Origin of the sequence: Neptuniibacter marinus (genome assembly GCF_965223595.1) — a bacterium.
Classification (GTDB): domain Bacteria; phylum Pseudomonadota; class Gammaproteobacteria; order Pseudomonadales; family Balneatricaceae; genus Neptuniibacter; species Neptuniibacter marinus.
Genome location: NZ_OZ245004.1, coordinates 2010623 through 2030248 on the forward strand (window position 1 = coordinate 2010623; position 19626 = coordinate 2030248).

19 protein-coding genes are annotated in these 19626 nt (G+C 42.4%); 9 read left to right on the top strand and 10 right to left on the bottom strand.

Features of this window, described 5'->3' with window-relative positions:
• Window positions 1-6: 6 nt before the first annotated feature.
• The 8 genes from ACOQOE_RS09435 to gloB all read right to left on the bottom strand — a co-directional run bounded on the left by ACOQOE_RS09435 (window position 7) and on the right by gloB (window position 10032).
• Window positions 7-1311 carry an NAD(P)/FAD-dependent oxidoreductase gene (locus tag ACOQOE_RS09435; protein ID WP_067865523.1) on the bottom strand — a complete coding sequence of 435 codons (1305 nt, stop codon included), beginning with the start codon at window positions 1309-1311 and terminating at the stop codon, window positions 7-9.
• Window positions 1312-1510: 199 nt separating this feature from the next.
• On the bottom strand, window positions 1511-3154 hold the full coding sequence (locus ACOQOE_RS09440) for an ABC transporter ATP-binding protein (RefSeq protein ID WP_420555470.1): 1644 nt from the start codon (window positions 3152-3154) through the stop codon (window positions 1511-1513).
• A complete protein-coding gene (locus tag ACOQOE_RS09445; RefSeq protein WP_331709318.1) occupies window positions 3154-4176 on the bottom strand; it encodes an ABC transporter permease in 1023 nt (340 codons plus the stop codon). Before ACOQOE_RS09445 ends, ACOQOE_RS09440 begins: the two co-directional genes overlap by 1 nt.
• Window positions 4177-4214: 38 nt before the next feature.
• The gene (locus ACOQOE_RS09450) at window positions 4215-5312 is read right to left on the bottom strand and encodes a microcin C ABC transporter permease YejB (protein ID WP_067865517.1); all 1098 of its coding nucleotides are present in this window, start codon (window positions 5310-5312) and stop codon (window positions 4215-4217) included.
• Entirely contained in the window at window positions 5312-7153 is a 1842-nt protein-coding gene (locus tag ACOQOE_RS09455; protein WP_420553853.1) for an extracellular solute-binding protein, read from the bottom strand. Before ACOQOE_RS09455 ends, ACOQOE_RS09450 begins: the two co-directional genes overlap by 1 nt.
• A gap of 126 nt (window positions 7154-7279) precedes the next feature.
• On the bottom strand, window positions 7280-7531 hold the full coding sequence (locus tag ACOQOE_RS09460) for a hypothetical protein (protein ID WP_067865513.1): 252 nt from the start codon (window positions 7529-7531) through the stop codon (window positions 7280-7282).
• Between the two features lie 28 nt (window positions 7532-7559).
• Entirely contained in the window at window positions 7560-9164 is a 1605-nt protein-coding gene (locus ACOQOE_RS09465) for a lytic transglycosylase (RefSeq protein ID WP_067865510.1), read from the bottom strand.
• Window positions 9165-9258: 94 nt separating this feature from the next.
• Window positions 9259-10032 carry a hydroxyacylglutathione hydrolase gene (gloB, locus tag ACOQOE_RS09470; protein WP_067865506.1) on the bottom strand — a complete coding sequence of 258 codons (774 nt, stop codon included), beginning with the start codon at window positions 10030-10032 and terminating at the stop codon, window positions 9259-9261.
• A gap of 95 nt (window positions 10033-10127) precedes the next feature.
• Here gloB and ACOQOE_RS09475 point away from each other — a divergent pair, with 95 nt between their 5' ends.
• The 3 genes from ACOQOE_RS09475 to dnaQ are packed head-to-tail and all read left to right on the top strand — an operon-like array spanning window position 10128 to window position 12047.
• A complete protein-coding gene (locus tag ACOQOE_RS09475) occupies window positions 10128-10910 on the top strand; it encodes a class I SAM-dependent methyltransferase (RefSeq protein ID WP_067865503.1) in 783 nt (260 codons plus the stop codon).
• Window positions 10897-11337 carry a ribonuclease HI gene (rnhA, locus tag ACOQOE_RS09480; RefSeq protein ID WP_067865500.1) on the top strand — a complete coding sequence of 147 codons (441 nt, stop codon included), beginning with the start codon at window positions 10897-10899 and terminating at the stop codon, window positions 11335-11337. Before ACOQOE_RS09475 ends, rnhA begins: the two co-directional genes overlap by 14 nt.
• Window positions 11334-12047: a DNA polymerase III subunit epsilon gene (dnaQ, locus tag ACOQOE_RS09485; RefSeq protein WP_067865497.1), complete on the top strand. Its 714-nt coding sequence runs from the start codon at window positions 11334-11336 to the stop codon at window positions 12045-12047. Before rnhA ends, dnaQ begins: the two co-directional genes overlap by 4 nt.
• Before the next feature lie 87 nt (window positions 12048-12134).
• Here the strand turns inward: dnaQ and nhaB are convergent, their stop codons facing one another.
• Window positions 12135-13640: a sodium/proton antiporter NhaB gene (nhaB, locus tag ACOQOE_RS09490; protein WP_067865494.1), complete on the bottom strand. Its 1506-nt coding sequence runs from the start codon at window positions 13638-13640 to the stop codon at window positions 12135-12137.
• 230 nt (window positions 13641-13870) lie between these two features.
• Here nhaB and nudC point away from each other — a divergent pair, with 230 nt between their 5' ends.
• Window positions 13871-14692, top strand: coding sequence for an NAD(+) diphosphatase (gene nudC, locus ACOQOE_RS09495; protein WP_067865491.1), 822 nt, complete (start codon window positions 13871-13873; stop codon window positions 14690-14692).
• Here the strand turns inward: nudC and ACOQOE_RS09500 are convergent.
• Window positions 14666-15001, bottom strand: coding sequence for an SCP2 sterol-binding domain-containing protein (locus ACOQOE_RS09500; protein ID WP_156473678.1), 336 nt, complete (start codon window positions 14999-15001; stop codon window positions 14666-14668). The genes nudC and ACOQOE_RS09500 overlap by 27 nt on opposite strands.
• A 91-nt stretch (window positions 15002-15092) precedes the next feature.
• On the opposite strand from ACOQOE_RS09500, the gene sohB reads away from it, so the two are divergent.
• The 5 genes from sohB (at window position 15093) to ACOQOE_RS09525 (ending at window position 19587) form a co-directional block, all read left to right on the top strand.
• A complete protein-coding gene (sohB, locus tag ACOQOE_RS09505; RefSeq protein ID WP_197468031.1) occupies window positions 15093-16154 on the top strand; it encodes a protease SohB in 1062 nt (353 codons plus the stop codon).
• Between the two features lie 130 nt (window positions 16155-16284).
• Window positions 16285-16944, top strand: a complete 660-nt coding sequence (locus ACOQOE_RS09510; protein WP_067865488.1) for a TetR/AcrR family transcriptional regulator — start codon at window positions 16285-16287, stop codon at window positions 16942-16944.
• A gap of 4 nt (window positions 16945-16948) precedes the next feature.
• Window positions 16949-17428: a L,D-transpeptidase family protein gene (locus tag ACOQOE_RS09515; RefSeq protein ID WP_420553854.1), complete on the top strand. Its 480-nt coding sequence runs from the start codon at window positions 16949-16951 to the stop codon at window positions 17426-17428.
• Between the two features lie 18 nt (window positions 17429-17446).
• A complete protein-coding gene (nagZ, locus tag ACOQOE_RS09520) occupies window positions 17447-18454 on the top strand; it encodes a beta-N-acetylhexosaminidase (protein WP_420553855.1) in 1008 nt (335 codons plus the stop codon).
• The gene (locus tag ACOQOE_RS09525) at window positions 18451-19587 is read left to right on the top strand and encodes a mechanosensitive ion channel family protein (RefSeq protein WP_067865482.1); all 1137 of its coding nucleotides are present in this window, start codon (window positions 18451-18453) and stop codon (window positions 19585-19587) included. The genes nagZ and ACOQOE_RS09525 overlap by 4 nt, the downstream gene beginning before the upstream one ends.
• Window positions 19588-19626 lie beyond the last annotated feature (39 nt).

Here is a 19626-nt window from a genome sequence, read left to right on the forward strand (position 1 = left end):
AGCGAATCAATGCAGCTTCATTTTAGGCCGAACGACTTTACTAACTTTTTCGGCGATATAAACCAACATAGCTTTAAAGAAACCATGTATAGCTATCTGATGCATACGGTAAAGTGAGATATAGACAATACGTGCTATTTTACCTTCAATAAACATTGAGTCTTTAGTTAAGTTACCCATAAGGCTACCGACAGTACTGTAGCGACTGAGGTTGACCAGCGAGCCATGGTCTTTATAGGTAAATGATTTTAACGGTTTACCTTGTAGTTTCAGCTTAATATTCTCTTTGACAAGGGAAGCCATCTGGTGGGCAGACTGTGCTCTTGGTGGTACCCAGCTGTCATCTTCTTGTTTGCAGGCACAGCAATCGCCAATAACAAAAATATTATCGTGCAAGCTGCTTTGTAGCGTTGGCTTGACCAGAATTTGATTGGTTCGAGTGAGCTCAAACTTATAAAGATCAGCAATGAAATCAGGTGCTTTAACACCGGCCGCCCAGATCATCATGTCGGCCTCAATCAGATCGCCGTCTGCTGTCGTGAACCCTTCAGGAGTTGCGGATTTGATCATTGTATTTTCTGCGACCTGTACCCCTATATCTAAAAGCTCTTGGCGTGCTGAGCTTGATATACGTTCAGGTAAGGCGGGTAGTATGCGTGGACCCGCTTCAATCAAGGTGACTTTTAACTGCTGAGCGGTCATATTAGGTAAACCATAAGAGCGCAGCATATCAGTGACGTTATGTAATTCAGCTGACAGCTCTACCCCTGTGGCACCCCCACCAACAATAGCAATATTGAGTACACCATGATCTTGTTGATTGATGCGCATAAAGTTATTGATCAGGCTATTATGGAATCGTTCTGCTTGCTTTGCCGTATCTAAAAAATAGCAATGTTCAGCTACGCCAGGTGTTTTGAAATCGTTACTAACACTGCCGATACTTAAAATAAGTGTGTCATATTTTATATATCGCTCAGGTAAAATAACCCGCCCATTTTCGTCTACTTTTTCACTAAGCGTCACGGTTTGAGACTCGGTATCTAAGTCTGAAAAACTACCAAGCTGAAATTCGTAATGGTGCTTGACTGCATGGGCATGGTAAGTCACCGCATCAGTACTAGGATCAAGGGAGCCTGTGGCTACTTCATGGAGTAATGGTTTCCAAATATGGGAACGTTTTTGATCAACTAGGGTGACTGTGATATTTGGTTTTTTCCGGTAACGGTGGCCAAGTTGGGTAACAAGCTCTAATCCGCCGGCACCGCCGCCAATCACTAAGATTCGATGCGGTTCTGTAGATAGTGTCATGGGTTTAATCCTCAAAAAAATATGGGATTAACTACAGAGGAGATGTTTAATTCCTATAATTAATCCCATACTCATTTGTCTTAGTCTTTTTTCTCAGGGTAACTTTGGTACGAATTAACTAGAAAGTAAATCTATAAGACGTTTATTTAGCGCTAAAGAATGAAGCCGCCCGTTACAAGGTATGATACAGCTTTGCTACTTACAGGTTAAAGGCGGCTTTTAATAACGTACGTGTATATTCAGCTTGAGGGCTATTAAATATATCAGAAGCTTTGCCTTTTTCAACAATATTACCCTGGTGCATAACAATTAAGCTATGGCTTAAAGCTTTAACTACGGCTAGGTCATGGCTAATGAATAAATAGCTTAAGGCATATTTCTCTTGTAGGTCGCGGAGTAGTTCTACAATTTGCTTTTGCACCGTGCGATCAAGAGCAGAAGTGGGTTCATCCAAAATAATAAGTTCAGGCTTTAGCACAAGTGCACGCGCTATAGCGATACGCTGTCGTTGACCACCAGAAAATTCATGGGGGTAACGGTGACGGCTATCAGGATCTAAACCGACTTCGTTGAGTGCCTCTATTATTTGCGCTTCATGTTGATCTTTACTGTTAGGCTGGTGGATCTGTAATCCTTCTGCAATGATTTCAGAGATAGACATGCGTGGACTTAGGCTGCCAAAGGGGTCTTGGAAGACGATCTGGATACGACTGCGTAGCGGCTTCATTTGCTTTTGATCGAGCCGTTCGAGTTCCTGCCCCGCAAAGTTAATTCCGCCTATACTGCGAATGAGCTTAATGATCGCCAGTCCAAGCGTCGTTTTGCCTGAACCTGACTCGCCTACAATACCTAAGGTCTCACCCTTATTAAGAGTGAAACTTACATCGTTCACCGCTTTGATATGATCAACTGTGCGTTTTAGAAGCCCCTGTTTCACTGGGAACCATATTCTTAAATTATCAGTGCTGAGCAAGGGTTGATCTGTTAGTGACTGTTGCGAAGGCTGACCTGAAGGCTCTGCATCTAAGAGCATTTTGGTGTATGGGTGTTGTGGATTGGCGAACAATGAGTCAGTGTCTGAACTCTCGACCTGTTTGCCCTGATAAAGGACGCATACATGATGGGCGTAGCGCTTAACAATATTTAGATCATGGGTGATCAATAGTATTGCCATACCTAGTTTATTTTGCAGCTCTTGGAGTAACTGTAGAATCTGTTCTTGAATGGTAACGTCGAGTGCTGTCGTTGGTTCATCCGCAATCAGTAGCTCGGGATCATTGGCAAGCGCCATAGCAATCATTACACGCTGACGTTGACCACCGGATAGTTCATGGGGGTAGCTTTTTAGACGTTTTTCAGCATCTTTTATGCCGACTAGATCAAGCAGCTCTAATATACGTATTTGTGCTTGTTTACCGGTCATGCCCCTGTGGAGTAACAGGGTTTCACCAATCTGTTTTTCAATTGTATGTAGTGGGTTTAACGATGTCATTGGTTCTTGGAAGATGACACTGATTTTATCCCCACGCATTTTGCACATTTGGCGTTCGTTTAGTTGGAGAAGGTCTTCACCTTTATAGAGTATTTTACCTGAAGGATGATTCGCTTTAGGGTAGGGAAGTAGTTTCAGTATAGACATGGCTGAAACTGATTTTCCCGAACCTGACTCTCCCACAAGCGCAACAGTTTTTCCTTTAGGTATATCAAAATTAATCTGCTTTACTGCATCCAAAGCTTGCTGATTATCTTGTTCAAAACGAACGGATAGGTCTTGAACGCTTAGAAGTACCTCAGGCTGAGATAATTGCGTATCACCATTTTTCATGTCGGTATTTGCTTCCATCATGAAACTTTCCTTGGGTCGAAGGCATCGCGTACGGCTTCACCAATAAATATTAGAAGGGTCAGCATTATGGATAGTGTCATAAAAGCGGTGATACCTAGCCAGGGTGCGTGAAGATTAGTTTTACCTTGAGACACGAGTTCACCTAAAGAGGGGCTCCCAGGGGGTAAACCAAAACCTAAAAAGTCGAGTGCCGTTAAGGTAACAACGGAGCCGTTAAATACAAAAGGCATAAAAGTAAGCGTAGCCACCATCGCATTAGGAAGAATATGTCGGAACATAATCATTCGGTTGTTTAAACCCAGTGCTCTTGCGGCTCTAACATACTCAAGGTTACGCCCACGTAAAAACTCAGCTCGTACTACGTCAACAAGCTGCATCCAAGAAAATAGCAGCATAATGCCCAGTAACCACCAGAAGTTAGGCTCAACTATACTCGCTAGAATAATTAACAGAAAAAGTACGGGCAGACCTGACCATATTTCGATAAAACGTTGGAAAAATAGATCAACTTTACCACCGTAGTAGCCTTGGATTGCACCGGCGATCACACCGATAATTGAGCTAGCAATCGTGAGTATTAAGGCGAATAGAATCGAGATCCTAAAGCCATAGATAACACGGGCTAAAACATCGCGGGCTTGATCATCTGTGCCCAGTAGGTTTTCTAGGCTAGGAGGTGAGGGTGCAGGTACAGGTAGATCATAATTGATCGTATTGTAGCTGTAACGAATAGGAGGCCATAGGATCCAGCCACTGCCTTTTTCTTCAATTAAACTTTGAATGTAGGGATCTTTGAAATCAGCGGGGCTTTCAAAGTCACCACCAAAGGTGAGCTCTGTATACTCAGTTGCAACAGGAAAATAGAGACTACCTTGATAGGAGACGACTAAAGGGTCGTCATTGGCAATTAATTCAGCAAAGAGAGACAGTAAAAACAGCGCAATAAATAACCATAAGGACCAATAGCCTCGGCGGTTATGCTTGAAGTTCTCTATGCGCCGTTGATTCAATGGGCTCATCTTACTAAAGGAAAAAGGGTTTGATATTCGAGCCATGATTACAGCTCCCTGCTTTCGAAATCAATTCTAGGGTCAACTAATACATAAGTAATATCGCTGATCAATTTTAGAATAAGACCAAGAAGGGTGAAGATAAAAAGGGTGCCAAAGATAACAGGGTAATCTCGATTGATGACGGCTTCGTAACCGAGTAGACCTATGCCATCTAGTGAGAATATAACCTCTATCAGCATAGAGCCGGTAAAGAATATCGAGATCAGAGCCGCTGGCATACCCGCAATAATAATTAACATAGCATTACGGAACACATGGCCATAAAGCACTTGGTTTTCTTTCAGGCCTTTTGCCCGCGCGGTGAGTACATATTGTTTGTTGATCTCATCTAAAAACGAGTTTTTAGTTAGCATTGTCAATGTGGCAAAGCTACCAATCACTGATGCGATCACGGGTAAGGTGATATGCCAGAAGTAATCTTTTACCTGACCCCATAAGCTTAATTCATCGAAATTAGAGGAGGTTAATCCTCTCAAGGGGAACCAATCTAACCAAGTTCCGCCGGCAAAAATTACGATTAAAAGAATAGCGAATAAAAAGTTTGGTATAGCGTAACCGACAATAATTGCACTGCTGGTCCATATATCGAAAGGAGTGCCATCACGTACAGCTTTGCGAATGCCTAAAGGAATAGAAACCAAATAGGTGATTAAAGTTGCCCAAAGCCCTAATGATATTGATACCGGCAATTTTTCGATAATGAGATCGATAACTGATTTATCACTAAATAGGCTTTTACCAAAATCAAAAACGGCATAGCTTTTTAACATTAGCCAGAAACGCTCATGGGCTGGTTTATCAAAGCCGTATAGGGCTTCAATCTCTTTAACCAATTCCGGATCTAATCCACTGGCTCCACGGTAGGAGCTTTCACTGCTATTGGCTTTTGGCTGGTTAGTCGATAGGTCGCTTTGTGCGCCGCTGATTCTGGCCGTTGCGCCTATATTAATACCTTGTAACTCAGCAATTGTCTGTTCAACAGGGCCGCCTGGCGCCGCTTGAATAATTAAGAAGTTAATGGTCAATATGCCGAGTAAGGTTGGAATAATCAGCAGCAGGCGCCGCAAAATATAAGCGGCCATTATTTAACGTCCTTATCGGGCTTTATCCACCACGTATTGAAACCTAGCGCATATTTGGGACGTGTTTCTGGCATGGCAAATTTATCCCAATAAGCCACACGGTACTTATTGATATGGTATTGAGGAATAACATAATGATTCCACTGCAGTACACGATCCAAGGCTCTTGTTCTTAAAACTAGCTGTTCGCGGTCTGGTGATTGAATAAGTTGCTCTACCAAATAATCAATGGCCGGGTTTTGAATGCCTATGAGATTTCGGCTACCTTCTTTGTTGGCGCTAGATGAATGCCAGTAATCTCGTTGTTCATTACCCGGCGATGATGATTGTCCAAAACCGCTAACGACTATGTCAAAATCATAGCTTCGTAAGCGGGCTATATACTGGGATACATCGACTAAGCGAATATTAGCTTCTATGCCTAAACGTTCTAAATTACGTATAAAAGGTGAAACAACACGCTCAAATGCAGGCGAGTAAAGTAGCATCTCTACTTTTAGAGGTTTGCCTGATTCTGCATTGATCAACTTCCCTGATTTGAAGGCCCAGCCTGCTTCTTGTAATAACCGTTTTGCTTGGCGAAGTTGAGTGTAGATTTTACCATCGCCATTGGTTTCAGGTGCTTTATACACTTGAGTAAATACTTGTGGAGGCACTTGGTCACGTACAGGTTCAAGAATCTCAATCTCTTCTTTAGTTGGCAGTTTCGTTGCCGCCATTTCTGAGTTCGAGAAGAAGCTATGTGTACGTGTGTAAGCATTGAAGAATATATTCTTATTGGTCCACTCAAAATCGAACGCTAAAGCGAGTGCTTGTCTTACACGTGGATCAGAAAACTGTTCGCGGCGATTGTTGATGACAAAGGCTTGCATACCTGTAGGGTTTTGATGCTCTAGCTCTGCAATTTTAATTCGGCCATCGTCGAAAGATTGTCCGGTATAACTTGTCGCCCAGCGTTTCGAAGAGTTTTCTTGGCGGAAGTCATATTCACCCGCTTTGAATGCCTCCATCGCGACTGTACCATCTCGATAGTAGTCAAAAACTTGGATATCAAAGTTGTTATAGCCAACTTTCACTGGAAGATCTTTTGCCCAGTAGTTTGGATTACGCTTATAGGTAATGCTGCGACTCGCATCGTAAGAATCAATGATGTAGGGGCCTGATCCTATAGGAATATCTAAGGAGGGCTTTTGAAAATCTTTTCCCTGCCAATAATGTTTGGCAAGGATTGGGACTTCACCAACAATGAGTGCAAGCTCACGGTTAAGCGCATTTTTAAAGGTAAACTTAACGCGGTGTGGATTGAGCGCTTCAATCTTATCAATGTCGGCGTAGTAAGCTTTATAAAAGGGCGCACCTTCACTGCGGAGCTTCTCAAAACTAAAAACAACATCCTCAGCGGTTAGAGGATGGTTATCACTAAACGTTGCGGACTTACGTAGATTGAAAATAATCCAACTGCGATCCTTAGGTACTTCAATATTTTCTGCAATCAAACCATAGAGTGAGAAAGGCTCATCTAAGGCGCGACCTAGCAGCGTATCGTAAATTAGTCCTAGGCCATCTGCAGAGTTACCTTTAACGATAAATTGATTGAAACTATCAAATGTACCGATGGCGGATTGAGTTACTTTACCGCCTTTCGGTGCCTTGGGGTTGACGTAATCAAAGTGACTAAAGCCTTTAGGATACTTAAGGTCACCATGCATAGAGATGCCATGGCTTACTTGGACCGCATCGGCATGGGATAATACGGGGGCTGATAAAATGCCTATGGTAAACCCGACGGCTGTAATTAGTTTTGTACTAAAACGTAAAGTCGCAACAGGTAAGTTTAACAATAGGGTTTCCTTTTTAATATGCTACTTGGACTTGCTATGCTAATCCAGCTAGGTGGATTGCGTTCTTTAATTGTTTCTTATTTAAAACCTTGTTGATCTATAACCACACTAAACTGATAAGACTCGTTAAGTGTTTTTTTGTTCAAACTGTTCTGCAAAATTAGTTAGTTGCTGGTGGAAATGTTTGCGCTTTATCTTTTGTTTAAGCAACTCTGCATGTTTATCTGTGAGAAAAGCATATTTCTCTTTGTTATCACCGGCTAAGCCTTTAATGAGGTCTTGATCCATCCATTTTTGAATACGTTTAAACAGCACTAGCTTAAAAATAATAGCGAGTCCGGTACTAACAACAATGATGATATAGGCTGTTGTGTCCATGATCTATCCTGTTTTGAGCAATCAAAATCTAGTTGGAGCGTGTAACATCGACATACAAGGTTAAGCTTTGTCCCAGTTTTAGATATTTTGCTTTATCTAAATTATTCCAATGTAAAATATCGGCGATACGCACATTAAACTTTTCGGCAATCCTTGAAAGAGAATCACCACTGCGAACTTTATAGCCAACTTTACGGATGATTTGTCGATCTGCGTTGTTTAATACTGTTTGAGTTGGTTTACTCCAAATAACCAGTCGTTTACCTATAGGCAAAGCATCATTAGGTGCCATGCTATTCCAGCTAGCTAATTGGCGTACACCCACTTGGTTTTTTTGAGCAATACTCCAAAAGCTATCACCTGATTTGACAGTGTAGTAGGTATCTTTTCTGTCGGTGCTTCTTGAAATAGTTTTTTGCTTTTGAATATGGCGTTGATGCTGACTCAGTGCATATTCACTTGCTTGCTGCGCTGCTGTTGGAACAAGAATCGTTTTGCCTGCGCGAATATTGTTGCCTTTGATATTATTCGTTTTACGAATTAGGTTTGTGGTTGTTTCGAATTTTTTCGCAATGGCGATCAGGGAATCACCTGATTTTATTTTATATCTTGTCCACTTTACACGCTCAGAAGCAGGAAGTTGAGCTAAGGCTTGATTAAACTGTACAGCGTTTTCTACAGGGATCAATAGACGGTGAGGGCCTTCAGGGGCTGTTGCCCAGCGGTTAAAACCTGGATTTAGCAGATACAGTTCTTTTGTGGTGATGCCAGCCATCGATGCGGCTTGGGCTAAGTCGATTTGGCTTTGTGTATCAACGGCGGTGAAGTAGGGCTTATTACTGATGGGACGTAGTGTAAGATCGTATTCTTCAGAGTTTTTAATTAACTCGGCAATCGCTAAGAGTTTAGGAACATAAGCCATTGTTTCTTTTGGTAAGTTAAGAGACCAATAATCAGTTGGCTTCCCTTTACGTTTATTGCGTTTTATCGCAAGAGATACATTACCGCCACCTGCATTATAAGCGGCTAATGCGAGCAGCCAGTCACCATTAAATCGTTTGTTTAATTGCGCTAAGTAAGTGTAGGCGGCATCAGTTGAACTGATAATATCTCGACGACCGTCATACCACCAATTCTGCTCTAAGCCGAAATGCTTTCCTGTCGAAGGTATAAACTGCCATGCTCCCGCTGCACGCCCATGGGAGTATGCGAAAGGATCAAACGCACTCTCCACTATAGGTAATAAGGCTAATTCAGTGGGCAGACCTCGCTCTAAGGCTTGGGTCAGAATATGGTAGTAATAAGGTTCCGCACGTTTAACGACCCTGTCGATATATTTTGGGTGTTTGCTATACCATTTTACCTGCGACTGCACTCGCTGCTTATCGATGCTTAGGTCTAGCGCCATATTCTCTCGGGTAATTTGCCAAAGGTCCGACGGTTTAGTGGCATTCGCTTGTGGTGGTTTTGTCTCTTCAGCCGTCACCGTATTTGGATAGGTATGGTCGGACGCTTCAGTAAATTCAATATCATTACTGCTTAACGATACGGGCTTCTCTGTGACCGTTTGACAACCTGTAAGTACTATACTTGACAGGATAAAGGAGAAGACCGCTTTGTTGGATATGTGCATATTGCTCCGAGTACGCTGGAGATGAAAATTGACCCATTCTAACAGTGGCCAACGGGCGGTCAATAGGGCGATGATTTTTGTTGTTAAATGTTATTTAGAATTGATTCTTCCATTCTCGGATAGAGGCAAAGACTTCTACTTCTGAATGTAGACGTTTTGCACCAAAAGCGCTGGCCGCGTTGATAACAGCATCTTGGTCTGTACGCATAAATGGGTTGGTTTTTTTCTCTTGGCCGATGCTTGTTGGGAGGGTTGGTTTATTTTGCTCGCGAAGGAGGGTGCAGTCTTTTATAGCGAGTTGAATCTCCTTGTTATCGGGTTCTACCGCTGCGGCAAAACTCAAATTTGCTAATGAGTACTCGTGAGTGCAGTAGACCTCAGTATCATCTGCTAATTGGGCAAAATAATGCATCGCTTGTAGCATCTGCTTTGCTGTTCCTTCAAACAAACGGCCACATCCTGCTAGAAATAAAGTATCACCACAAAAAATCTGTGCAGGCTCGCTTTCTACTAAATAACTGATATGGTCGAGTGTATGTCCTGGAATCTCACGTACTTTAAAGGTACTGCCTAGCAGCTCTATCTCATCGCCGTTACGAAGTGCTGTTGTTATACCTTTGAAGGGAGAGTTCGCTGGGCCGTAAATAGAAATATCACGATGGGCCGTTAATTCAGCTACGCCGCCAGTATGATCATTATGGTGGTGTGTAATTAATATGGCGGATAAGGTTAAGTTGTTTCTTGTTAGATATTGCTCTACTGCTTGCGCATCTCCTGGATCAACAACAATGATTTTATCGTCCCCATTCATCGAGATGGCCCAGATGTAATTGTCAGAAAAGGCTGGAATAGGGGTTACGGTAAACATTTTAGTACCTCAAACAAAATTGTGATTTGCAGTAGCGTAAAAGAGATATAATACTGCTTATATTATGTTGAACCAGTATTTATTTGGGAAAACTCATGAGCTTTCGAAAACAACCATCTATTGATCTATTAGTGCCTCAATTGAAAGAATGGTTCGATTCTGAGCTTGGCGCCGAATTTTTAAATGCAGAGAGGGCTGTAGTGGATCGCATCACTTCAACCTTATTTGGCATGCATTTGGCGCAATTCTCTGTGGATTCGCGGGTTAAGCTATTTGAAGAAAGCCCCGTTTCCCATTGCTTTTCTGTGGTTCCGGCAACTGAGTTAGGTTTGTCTGACAATAATATAGTAGCAAAAAATGATGAAATCCCACTTGCCCATGAGAGTGTTGATGTCGTTATTCTACATCATGCGTTGGACTTTACTGATTCTCCCCATCAGGTATTACGTGAGGCATCTAGGGTATTAAGGCCTGGTGGGCACGTTGTTATTATAGGGTTTAATCCGAATAGTTATTGGGGGATTAAGCATCTGTTTGGGTGTGGTAAGCACACCGCGCCATGGTGCGGTCACTTTATCAGTCACGGAAGGTTATCTGATTGGCTACAACTGTTAGAATTGACTGAACTACAACACCTTTCGGGTTATCATCAGCTGCCATTTGAAATGTTAAAATGGCGTAAGCGTTTTAGCTTCTTTGGTGGGCTGGCGAATTGTTTCCCAGGTCATCATGGTGCTTTTTCGGTTTTATTAGCTCGGAAAGATATCGCAGGTATGACGCCTTTACGTTCTGGTTGGGGACTTCGTCGTTTGATTTCAATTCCTGTCGTAGAGCCATCTACTAGGGGAACATTAAGGGAAACTCGTGAACATCGTTGAAATATATACTGATGGTGCCTGTAAAGGTAATCCTGGCCCTGGAGGTTGGGGCGCTGTTATGCGCTATGCGGATGCTGAGAAGCAGTTGTTTGGTGGTGAGCCAGATACGACTAACAATCGTATGGAGTTGATGGCCGCCATTATGGCACTTGAAACCTTAAATCGGCCTTGTGAGGTTGTTCTTACAACCGACTCACAATACGTTAGACAAGGTATTACTGAGTGGTTGGCTGGTTGGAAACGAAAAAGCTGGAAAAATTCGCAAAATAAACCAGTAAAAAATGCTGACCTTTGGAAGCGTTTAGATCTTGCTACGCAGTCACATAAAATTGACTGGCGTTGGGTTAAAGGGCACAGCGGCCACCCAGAGAATGAACTGGCTGATCAGTTGGCAAATAAAGGTGTGGAGGCGCTAAACAAAGTATGAGACAGGTTGTTCTTGATACGGAAACTACAGGCTTAGAACCATCTGAAGGTCATAATATTATTGAGATTGGTTGTGTTGAGATGTTTAACCGTCGCTTGACTGGGCGTACTTATCATCAATATATAAAACCTGATCATGCGATTGATGCTGGCGCTATGCAGGTTCATGGTATTACCAATGAGTTTTTGGCCGATAAGCCCAAGTTTCATGAGATTATGGATGAATTTGTAGAGTTTATTCGAGGAGCTGAACTTATTATCCATAATGCAGCGTTTGATATTGGCTTTATCGACACTGAATTTGAGCGTAATAATTTCCCTGAAAGGGTTAAGCACTTTTGTCCCGTAACTGATTCCTTATTATTAGCTAGGAAAAGGCATCCAGGGCAAAAAAATAACCTGGATGCGTTATGTAATCGTTACGGTATTAATAATGCCCATCGTGAACTTCATGGCGCTTTACTCGACTCAGAAATACTTGCAGATGTTTATTTAGCGCTAACCGGTGGGCAAACTAATCTGTCTCTAGGAGCAGAGCTAGATGGAGGAGAAGAGGGAGGGATAACCCGAATCTCAGGGGCGGATGATCTGCCTGTGATTCATCTATCGGAACAAGAGTTAAAGCTTCATACTGATTTTCTGCAAATGTTAGAGAAGAAAACAGGCGGGGAGTGTCAATGGCTACATAGTGACGAAGTAGCTGATAGTTAAGGATTTTCCGATATTCTAAGTAAATAAAAAAGCTCCGTAGATACGGAGCTTTTTATTTGTCACTAACTTTCTAGTTGAACTTACAATTTAGTGTGAAATCATCAGCGCAGTGTAGGCGGTGATACTCATCACTATAGTATAAGGCAGTGCCATTAGTACCATGCGTCCATAGGATAGACGGATAAGCGGGGCAATGGCTGAGGTTAGTAAGAACAGGAATGCGGCTTGTCCATTTGGTGTTGCAACGCTTGGTATGTTAGTACCTGTATTGATTGCGATCGCTAAAACATCAAAATGCTCACGGCTAATATTGCCTGCGTTATAGGCATCAACCACTTCATTTATATAGACCGTTGCAACAAATACATTATCACTAATGGCGGATAAAACGCCGTTAGCAATAAAGAAAACACCGGGTTGAGAGTCTGGGTCCATATCTAAAACGGCTTGAATAATTGGTTGGAACAAATGCTGATCATGAATGACGGATACAATCGAGAAGAAAACGACCAGTAGAGCAGTAAAGGGGAGGGCTTCTTCAAAAGCTTTTCCTATTTGGTGCTCTTCCACAACCCCGTTAAATGCGGTTAGTAGAATAATAACCGTCAAGCCAATGATACCTACCGCAGCCAAATGCAATGCCAATGCAATTACAAGAAAAACAGCAACAACTGCTTGGATTAGCAGTGTGGCTTTATCACGCATAGTACGTTTAGCATCTTCTTCGCCAGCATAATCCAATAAAACGTTACGGACATTTTCAGGTAGCAATGTGCCATAACCTAGAATTTTGAACTTTTCGAGCAACGCACAAGTGATCAGCCCTGCTACAAGTACCGGCATCGTAATGGGAGCCATTAAAACAAAGAACTGGATAAAGTCCCAGCCCGCTTTTTCGGCGATAAGTAGGTTTTGAGGCTCACCCACAAGGGTACAGACACCACCCAGTGCAGTACCTACTGCGCCATGCATCAGCAAACTACGAAGAAACTCTCGGAATTGCTCAAGATCTTGTTTATGGTTTTGTTGTACAGTATGGTCATCGGCGTGATCATGATCAGGATGATGGTAAGTTTTACCCGATGCCACTTTATGGTAAACCGCGTAAAAACCAACCCCCACGCTAATAAGTACAGCGGTTACTGTAAGTGCATCAAGGAAGGCTGATAGCAAGGCTGCGGAAAAGGAGAATAAAAGAGAGATCGTAATTTTAGATCTAACCTTAAGTAAAATTCTAGTGAAGACCCAAAGCAGCATGCTCTTCATAAAATAGATGCCAGCCACCATAAACATCAGTAGCAGTATGACTTCTAAATTGGCTTCTACCTCATGAGATACTGATTCTGGGCTTGCAAGGCCGATAACTATAGCTTCAATGGCAAGTAAGCCGCCGGGCTGCAGTGGATAACACTTTAAAGCAAGTGCTAAAGTGAAGATGAATTCAAAGATAAGCAACCAACCTGTTATCACAGGCCCCATAGTGAATAGGATAATAGGGTTGAGTACGAGAAACCCTATAATTGCTTGTTTGTACCAGACGGGGGAGTTACCCAGAAAGTTTTTAACTAATGCTTGTGGTAGCGTATTTGTCATTGAATGTTCTTCCCTATGCCAGAACAGCCAGTATTTAATAGTTATAATAGTTGAAATTATCACTGCGTTTGTTTTTTATAATGTGGCTAAGATTAACAGTTGAGCCCTTAAAGCAGAAGTCTAATGTACTGTCTTAACGCATGTTTTTGGTTTTTTAGGGAATAATAAAGGCTTGATTTTAGTTCCAGATGCTTATTTTTTTGGCTCGTTAATTTAAGAAGGTGCGCTCGTTGTCTGATTCTCATTGTGTATATTTATTAGCAACTAATGAACAATTAATCGGTACTGCGTCAGGTGTCCTGACATTTAGTGAGTCTGATTTAGTGAATACTCCTCTAATTGCGAGTTACCCTTTAGGATTACTTGAAAATGCAGATTATCGCGTTGCTATAGTTGCCGAGGGTGAACTGCCTGCTAGTGTCGATCCTGAGGCTTTATGCGGTTTAAGGACCATGCTTGCTGCTGTTGAGGATGAGAGTACTTACACTTTGCTTTCGTCTGCAGCGCAGATTGTTACTTGGCATGAATCGTTTAAATACTGTCCCCGTTGTGCTGCTCCTTTGGAGGCGCATCAAAATGAACTAGCTAAAGTATGTGGTTCTTGTTTTCATCGACAATACCCTAGAATATCACCTTGTATTATTGTTTTAGTTCGAAAAGGCGATCAATGCTTATTAGCGCATGCGAGTAAGTTTGCTCCAGGGCGTTATAGCGCTTTAGCTGGTTTTATTGAGGCTGGAGAAAGTGCTGAGAATGCAGTGGTTAGGGAGGTGAAAGAGGAGGTGGGTATTCGTATAAAAAATCTTACATATTGTTTTAGTCAATCTTGGCCATTTCCACACTCTTTTATGCTGGGCTATATGGCTGAATATGACAGCGGCGAAATTACACCGGATGGAGAGGAGATACTTGATGCAGGCTGGTTCTCCGCGAGTGACTTGCCCGTACTCCCCCCCAAATTTACAATAGCACGCAGGCTTATTGACCGTTTCTTAATTGATATAGGTGAGAGCTTGCCTGAGGATTCAGCTTTGTTTTTCACGGCTGAATAGTTTACTCAGTTTTGTGGCAAGTAAGACGTTACCTTCCGCTCTTAACTTGCCTGACATAAAGGCACTCATACCATCTTTTTGGCCCGTAATAACTTCAACCATTGTTTCGGAGTCCATAATAAGAGTAACGTTTGGATCAGGGTGTTCTCCTAAATTTATGCTGCATTTCTCATCAGAGATGGTTATGTGGAAATCTTGATCATCATCAAGAGTAAATTGAAAGGTCGCGGAAAAATCTTGAGCATTTTCCTTAACGAAGCGACTTGGTAGCTTTTCAATAACGTTTACAACGGAGATATCCTGGCTCATGAAAGAGAAGTCTCAAACTGGGTGGGTAACGGATAGAAATATGATACATTAGCGCTCTTCAAACTTACTAGTTTATTTTGGAGTTTTCTCGGTGATTGAGTTTCTGAGTGATTACAGTCTTTTCCTTGCAAAATCAGTAACTATTGTCTTTGCCGTACTCGCTGTTGTGGCAGGTATTGCTGTAGTGTCAACACGCTCACGTAAAGATGCTAAACAGGGTGACATCGAGGTGATTCATTTTAATGATGAACTTACTGAGATGAAAGAAGCATTGGAAGGATCGATTCTTGATGAGTGTGAGCTAAAAGCTATGCTCAAAGAGGAGAAGAAAAAAGCGAAGGCGGATAAAAAAGCCCAGAAAAAAACACCGCCTGCAGATGATCAGCCGCGCCGCAAACGTATGTTTGTACTTGATTTTGATGGTGATGTTAAAGCCAGCGAAGTTGAGCCTTTACGCCAAGAAATTTCAGCTGTCTTATTGATGGCGGAGAAGCAAGATGAAGTACTAATTCGCCTTGAAAGCCCAGGTGGTATGGTGCATGAGTATGGTTTAGCTTCATCACAAATTGAGCGAATTAAACGTAAAGAGATTCCTTTAACAATCTGTGTGGATCGCGTTGCTGCCAGTGGTGGTTATATGATGGCATGCTTAGCTGATAAATTGCTGGCCGCACCTTTCGCTATCGTTGGATCTATTGGTGTTATTGCCCAGCTACCTAACTTCCATCGTTTGCTGAAAAAGAACGATATCGACTATGAAGTCTTAACGGCGGGAGAGTACAAGCGCACTTTGACTGTGTTTGGTGAAAATACAGATAAAGGTCGTGAGAAGTTTGTCGAAGAGCTAGAAGAAACTCACGAGCTGTTTAAGAACTTTGTTCATGAGTACCGCACTGAAGTTGATATAGATAAAGTTGCAACCGGCGAAATTTGGTTTGGTAAGCAGGCGCTGGATGTTCACTTAGTTGATGAATTGATGACTTCGGATCAATATATGATGGATGCTGCTGATAAGGCAGATATCTATATTGTTCGTTATGAGCAGAAAAAATCGTTACAGGAAAAAATCTCTGAATTAGCCGTTTCCTCAAGTGATAAAGTGTTGCTGAGATGGTGGGGACGTTTGACGCAATCAAAAATCTGGAGTCGCTAGGCCGACTGCTAGTGTTTGATTACAATTTTAGCTATGGCTGATGTTTTTTGTCAGTCATAGCTGAATAAGTGAATGGATTTTTTCCTTATAATTTGTCACTATCTGTTTTAAACGCTAGTTTGGAGCTTGGATGAATCATAAAGGAACATCTGCGAGTATTATTAAGGCAGCAGAAATTCTATTTGCGGAGCAGGGATTTGCTGAGACAACCGTGCGCCAAATTACTAGCAAGGCTGATGTCAATTTAGCGGCAATCAACTACCATTTTGGTTCTAAAAAGGGGTTGATTCAAGCGGTGGCAGAGAAGTTTTTGACTCCGCTGTGTACTGAATTGACCTCGATGTTAGAGCATCGTAATCTATCCACTGATGCCGGTCAGGTGACTTTGGATGAGTTGCTCGAAATTTTGATGCGTACACTCTTAGTCGTTAATCATGACAATGTGAATGCCTTGGCGGTATTTATGCGTTTGCTTGAACTCTCCTATATGCAAAACCAAGAAGAGCTACGTGGTTTTCTGATTAGTCGCTATCAAGATACCCTGCAGCCTTTTATTCAGTTACTTCGTGCCGATGCTGCGCCTATGGAGGATGATGAATTTTTCTGGCGGCTTCATTTCTGCTTAGGCTCTATCACTTTCACACTCTCTAATTTTCAAACGCTCCATGGCATAGAAAAACGTGAGTTTGATAGTGGTGCTGAGGTTGAGAGGATCTTACACCGTATGATTCCTGTACTTTCTGCAGGTTTGCAGGCTCGAACGGATAAAACCTATTTCTGTCGCGTTTAATCCTATGCTGCAGCTCGTTATCTCTATTGCTAACCAGCAACTATCATTAGTTGATGGGGAGCAGACGCTTGCGATTTATTCGATTTCTACCGCATTGAATGGGGTCGGTGAACTCAAAAATAGTGGATGTACCCCTCGAGGTAAGCATTATATTCGAGCAAAAATTGGCTCCGGTTTACCTATCAATGCTGTATTTGTTGGCCGTCGTTTTACGGGGGAGATTTACTCCTCTAACTTGGCAGCGAAGTTTCCTAAACGGGATTGGATACTGACCCGTATTTTATGGTTATCAGGGTGTGAACATGGCTTTAATCGCTTAGGGGATAGGGATAGTATGCAGCGGTATATTTATATTCATGGCACTCCCGATTCAGAGCCTATGGGTATTGCTCGCTCCCATGGTTGTATACGTATGCGCAATTCTGACATGCTTGAGCTGTTTGAAAGGGTTTCTTATGGCGCTCCGGTTTTTATTCAAGAATAAGTAATTAGGCTTATCTATATGCATGCTTCTCTGTTTCTCGATTTAGATGGTACTGAGCTAACTCAGGCGGAATCTGTTCTATTAAAACATCCGCTTATTGGGGGTGTTATTCTTTTTGGGCGAAACACAAAATCCGCCGACCAAGTTAAGACGTTAATCAAAGAGATTCGTGAGATACGTCCAGAGTTAATTATTAGTATTGATCAAGAGGGTGGACGGGTACAGCGCTTAAAGGAGGGCGTTACTCTGCTACCTCCGGTAAAAAGTGTTCATGCGTTATTCTGTTTGGACCATGCTCAGGGGTTGCAGGCAGCATCTCAGTTAGGTTATTTAATGGCGGCAGAAATGCGCTTATTGGATGTAGATCTTAGCTTTGCTCCCGTGTTAGATGTGGATTATGGGCGTAATTCGGTTATTGGAAACCGTGCATTTGCTACAGACCATAAGGCAGTTACTCAGTTATCTGAAGCGTATATATCTGGTATGGCTGATGCAGGTATGACAGCCACTGGAAAACACTTTCCAGGTCATGGCTGGGCTAATGCCGATACACACCATGCTGACGCAATTGATGATCGCCCTTTTGCCCAGCTCTGGGATACAGATATGCTGCCATTTCGGCGAGCAATTGAGAAGGGTATGCCGGCAATGATGTTTGCTCATGTACTCTATCCTGAGTGTGATTCAGCACCGGCGGGCTACTCTGCTTTTTGGATGCAAAAAATATTGCGAGAGCGGCTAGGCTTTAAGGGCATTATTTTTAGTGATGACCTTAGTATGAAAGCAGCCCATAGTGTAGGTGGCTATGGACAACGAGCAGAAAAAGCGCTGCTGGCAGGTTGTCAGGCGATACTTTGTTGTAATGATAGAGAGGGTACAATAGAGATATTGTCCTATTTGGACGCTGCAGGTTATAAAGCATTACCTGAGCTTCTTGAGCTGAAAGGCTCGGATTGGACTCTAGACGATGAAAGATTAAAATCTGCGCGCTTGTTAGCAAAAACATTGATGGATAACGGGAAATGATAGAATTACTAAATCAATTATTGACTGAATACCTCCCTGCGTATGATGCGTCTGCGTGGATGATTTTGTCGGTTGCTATTTGTGTAGCTGCGGTTGTGGCTGATATTGTAACGCGTGTTGTTCTTGGGCAATTAATGAGACAAGCTGAAAAAACTAAAATGCTCTGGGATGACGTTATTCTCAATGCTTTTAGTCGCCCGCTGCTGTTTCTTATTTGGCTGAGTGCAGGTTATTGGCTTGTACAGATTTTCCAGGCCCATCTATCAATCCAAGTATTAGATGATGATAGCCCACTGCCTCGTTCCGTGCTGATTGTAATTATTGCGTGGTCGTTTTTCCGTTTCCTTAATGGAATAGAAGAAGTCTTGGTGATGCCTGATCGAATGGTTAAGCCTATGGATCCAACAACAGTAGGTGCGCTTGGCCGTTTAGTTCGTTTGATTCTGTTAGTTATTATCATCATGATCGTGATGCAGAACTACGGTTACAGTATCTCTGGGATTCTTGCCTTTGGTGGTATTGGTGGTATTGCCGTTGGTTTTGCAGCTAAGGATATTTTAGCGAACTTCTTTGGTGGTTTGATGATCTATCTAGATCGCCCGTTCAAAGTGGGTGATTGGATCCGTTCACCAGATAAACAGATAGAAGGTACAGTAGAAGATATAGGTTGGCGTCAGACCCGTATTCGTACTTTTGATAAAAGACCGCTCTATGTGCCTAATGCAACTTTTGCGAATATCTCTGTAGAGAATCCATCACGTATGACCAATCGACGTATCTACGAATACGTGGGCGTTCGTTATGATGATGCAGCACAGCTCACTGATATAATTTCAACCGTTAAAACGATGCTTTTAGAGCATCCTGAGATTGATACAAGGCAAACATTGATTGTTAATTTTGATCGTTTTGGGCCTTCATCTTTAGACTTTTTTATCTATACCTTTACCAAGACAACCAACTGGATTCGCTTCCATGAAATTAAGCAGGATGTGATGGTTAAGGTTATGGATATTATTGAGCAGAGAGGAGCTTCAATTGCCTTCCCAACAACAACTGTTCACTTAGCAAGTCAGCCGCCTTTTGCTCTGGATGAGCCGGTTGTGACTGGAGAGTTTTCAGAGCCTCGTTAATATTTGATACACATAAGGCTCGAGTCCACGAGTCTTATG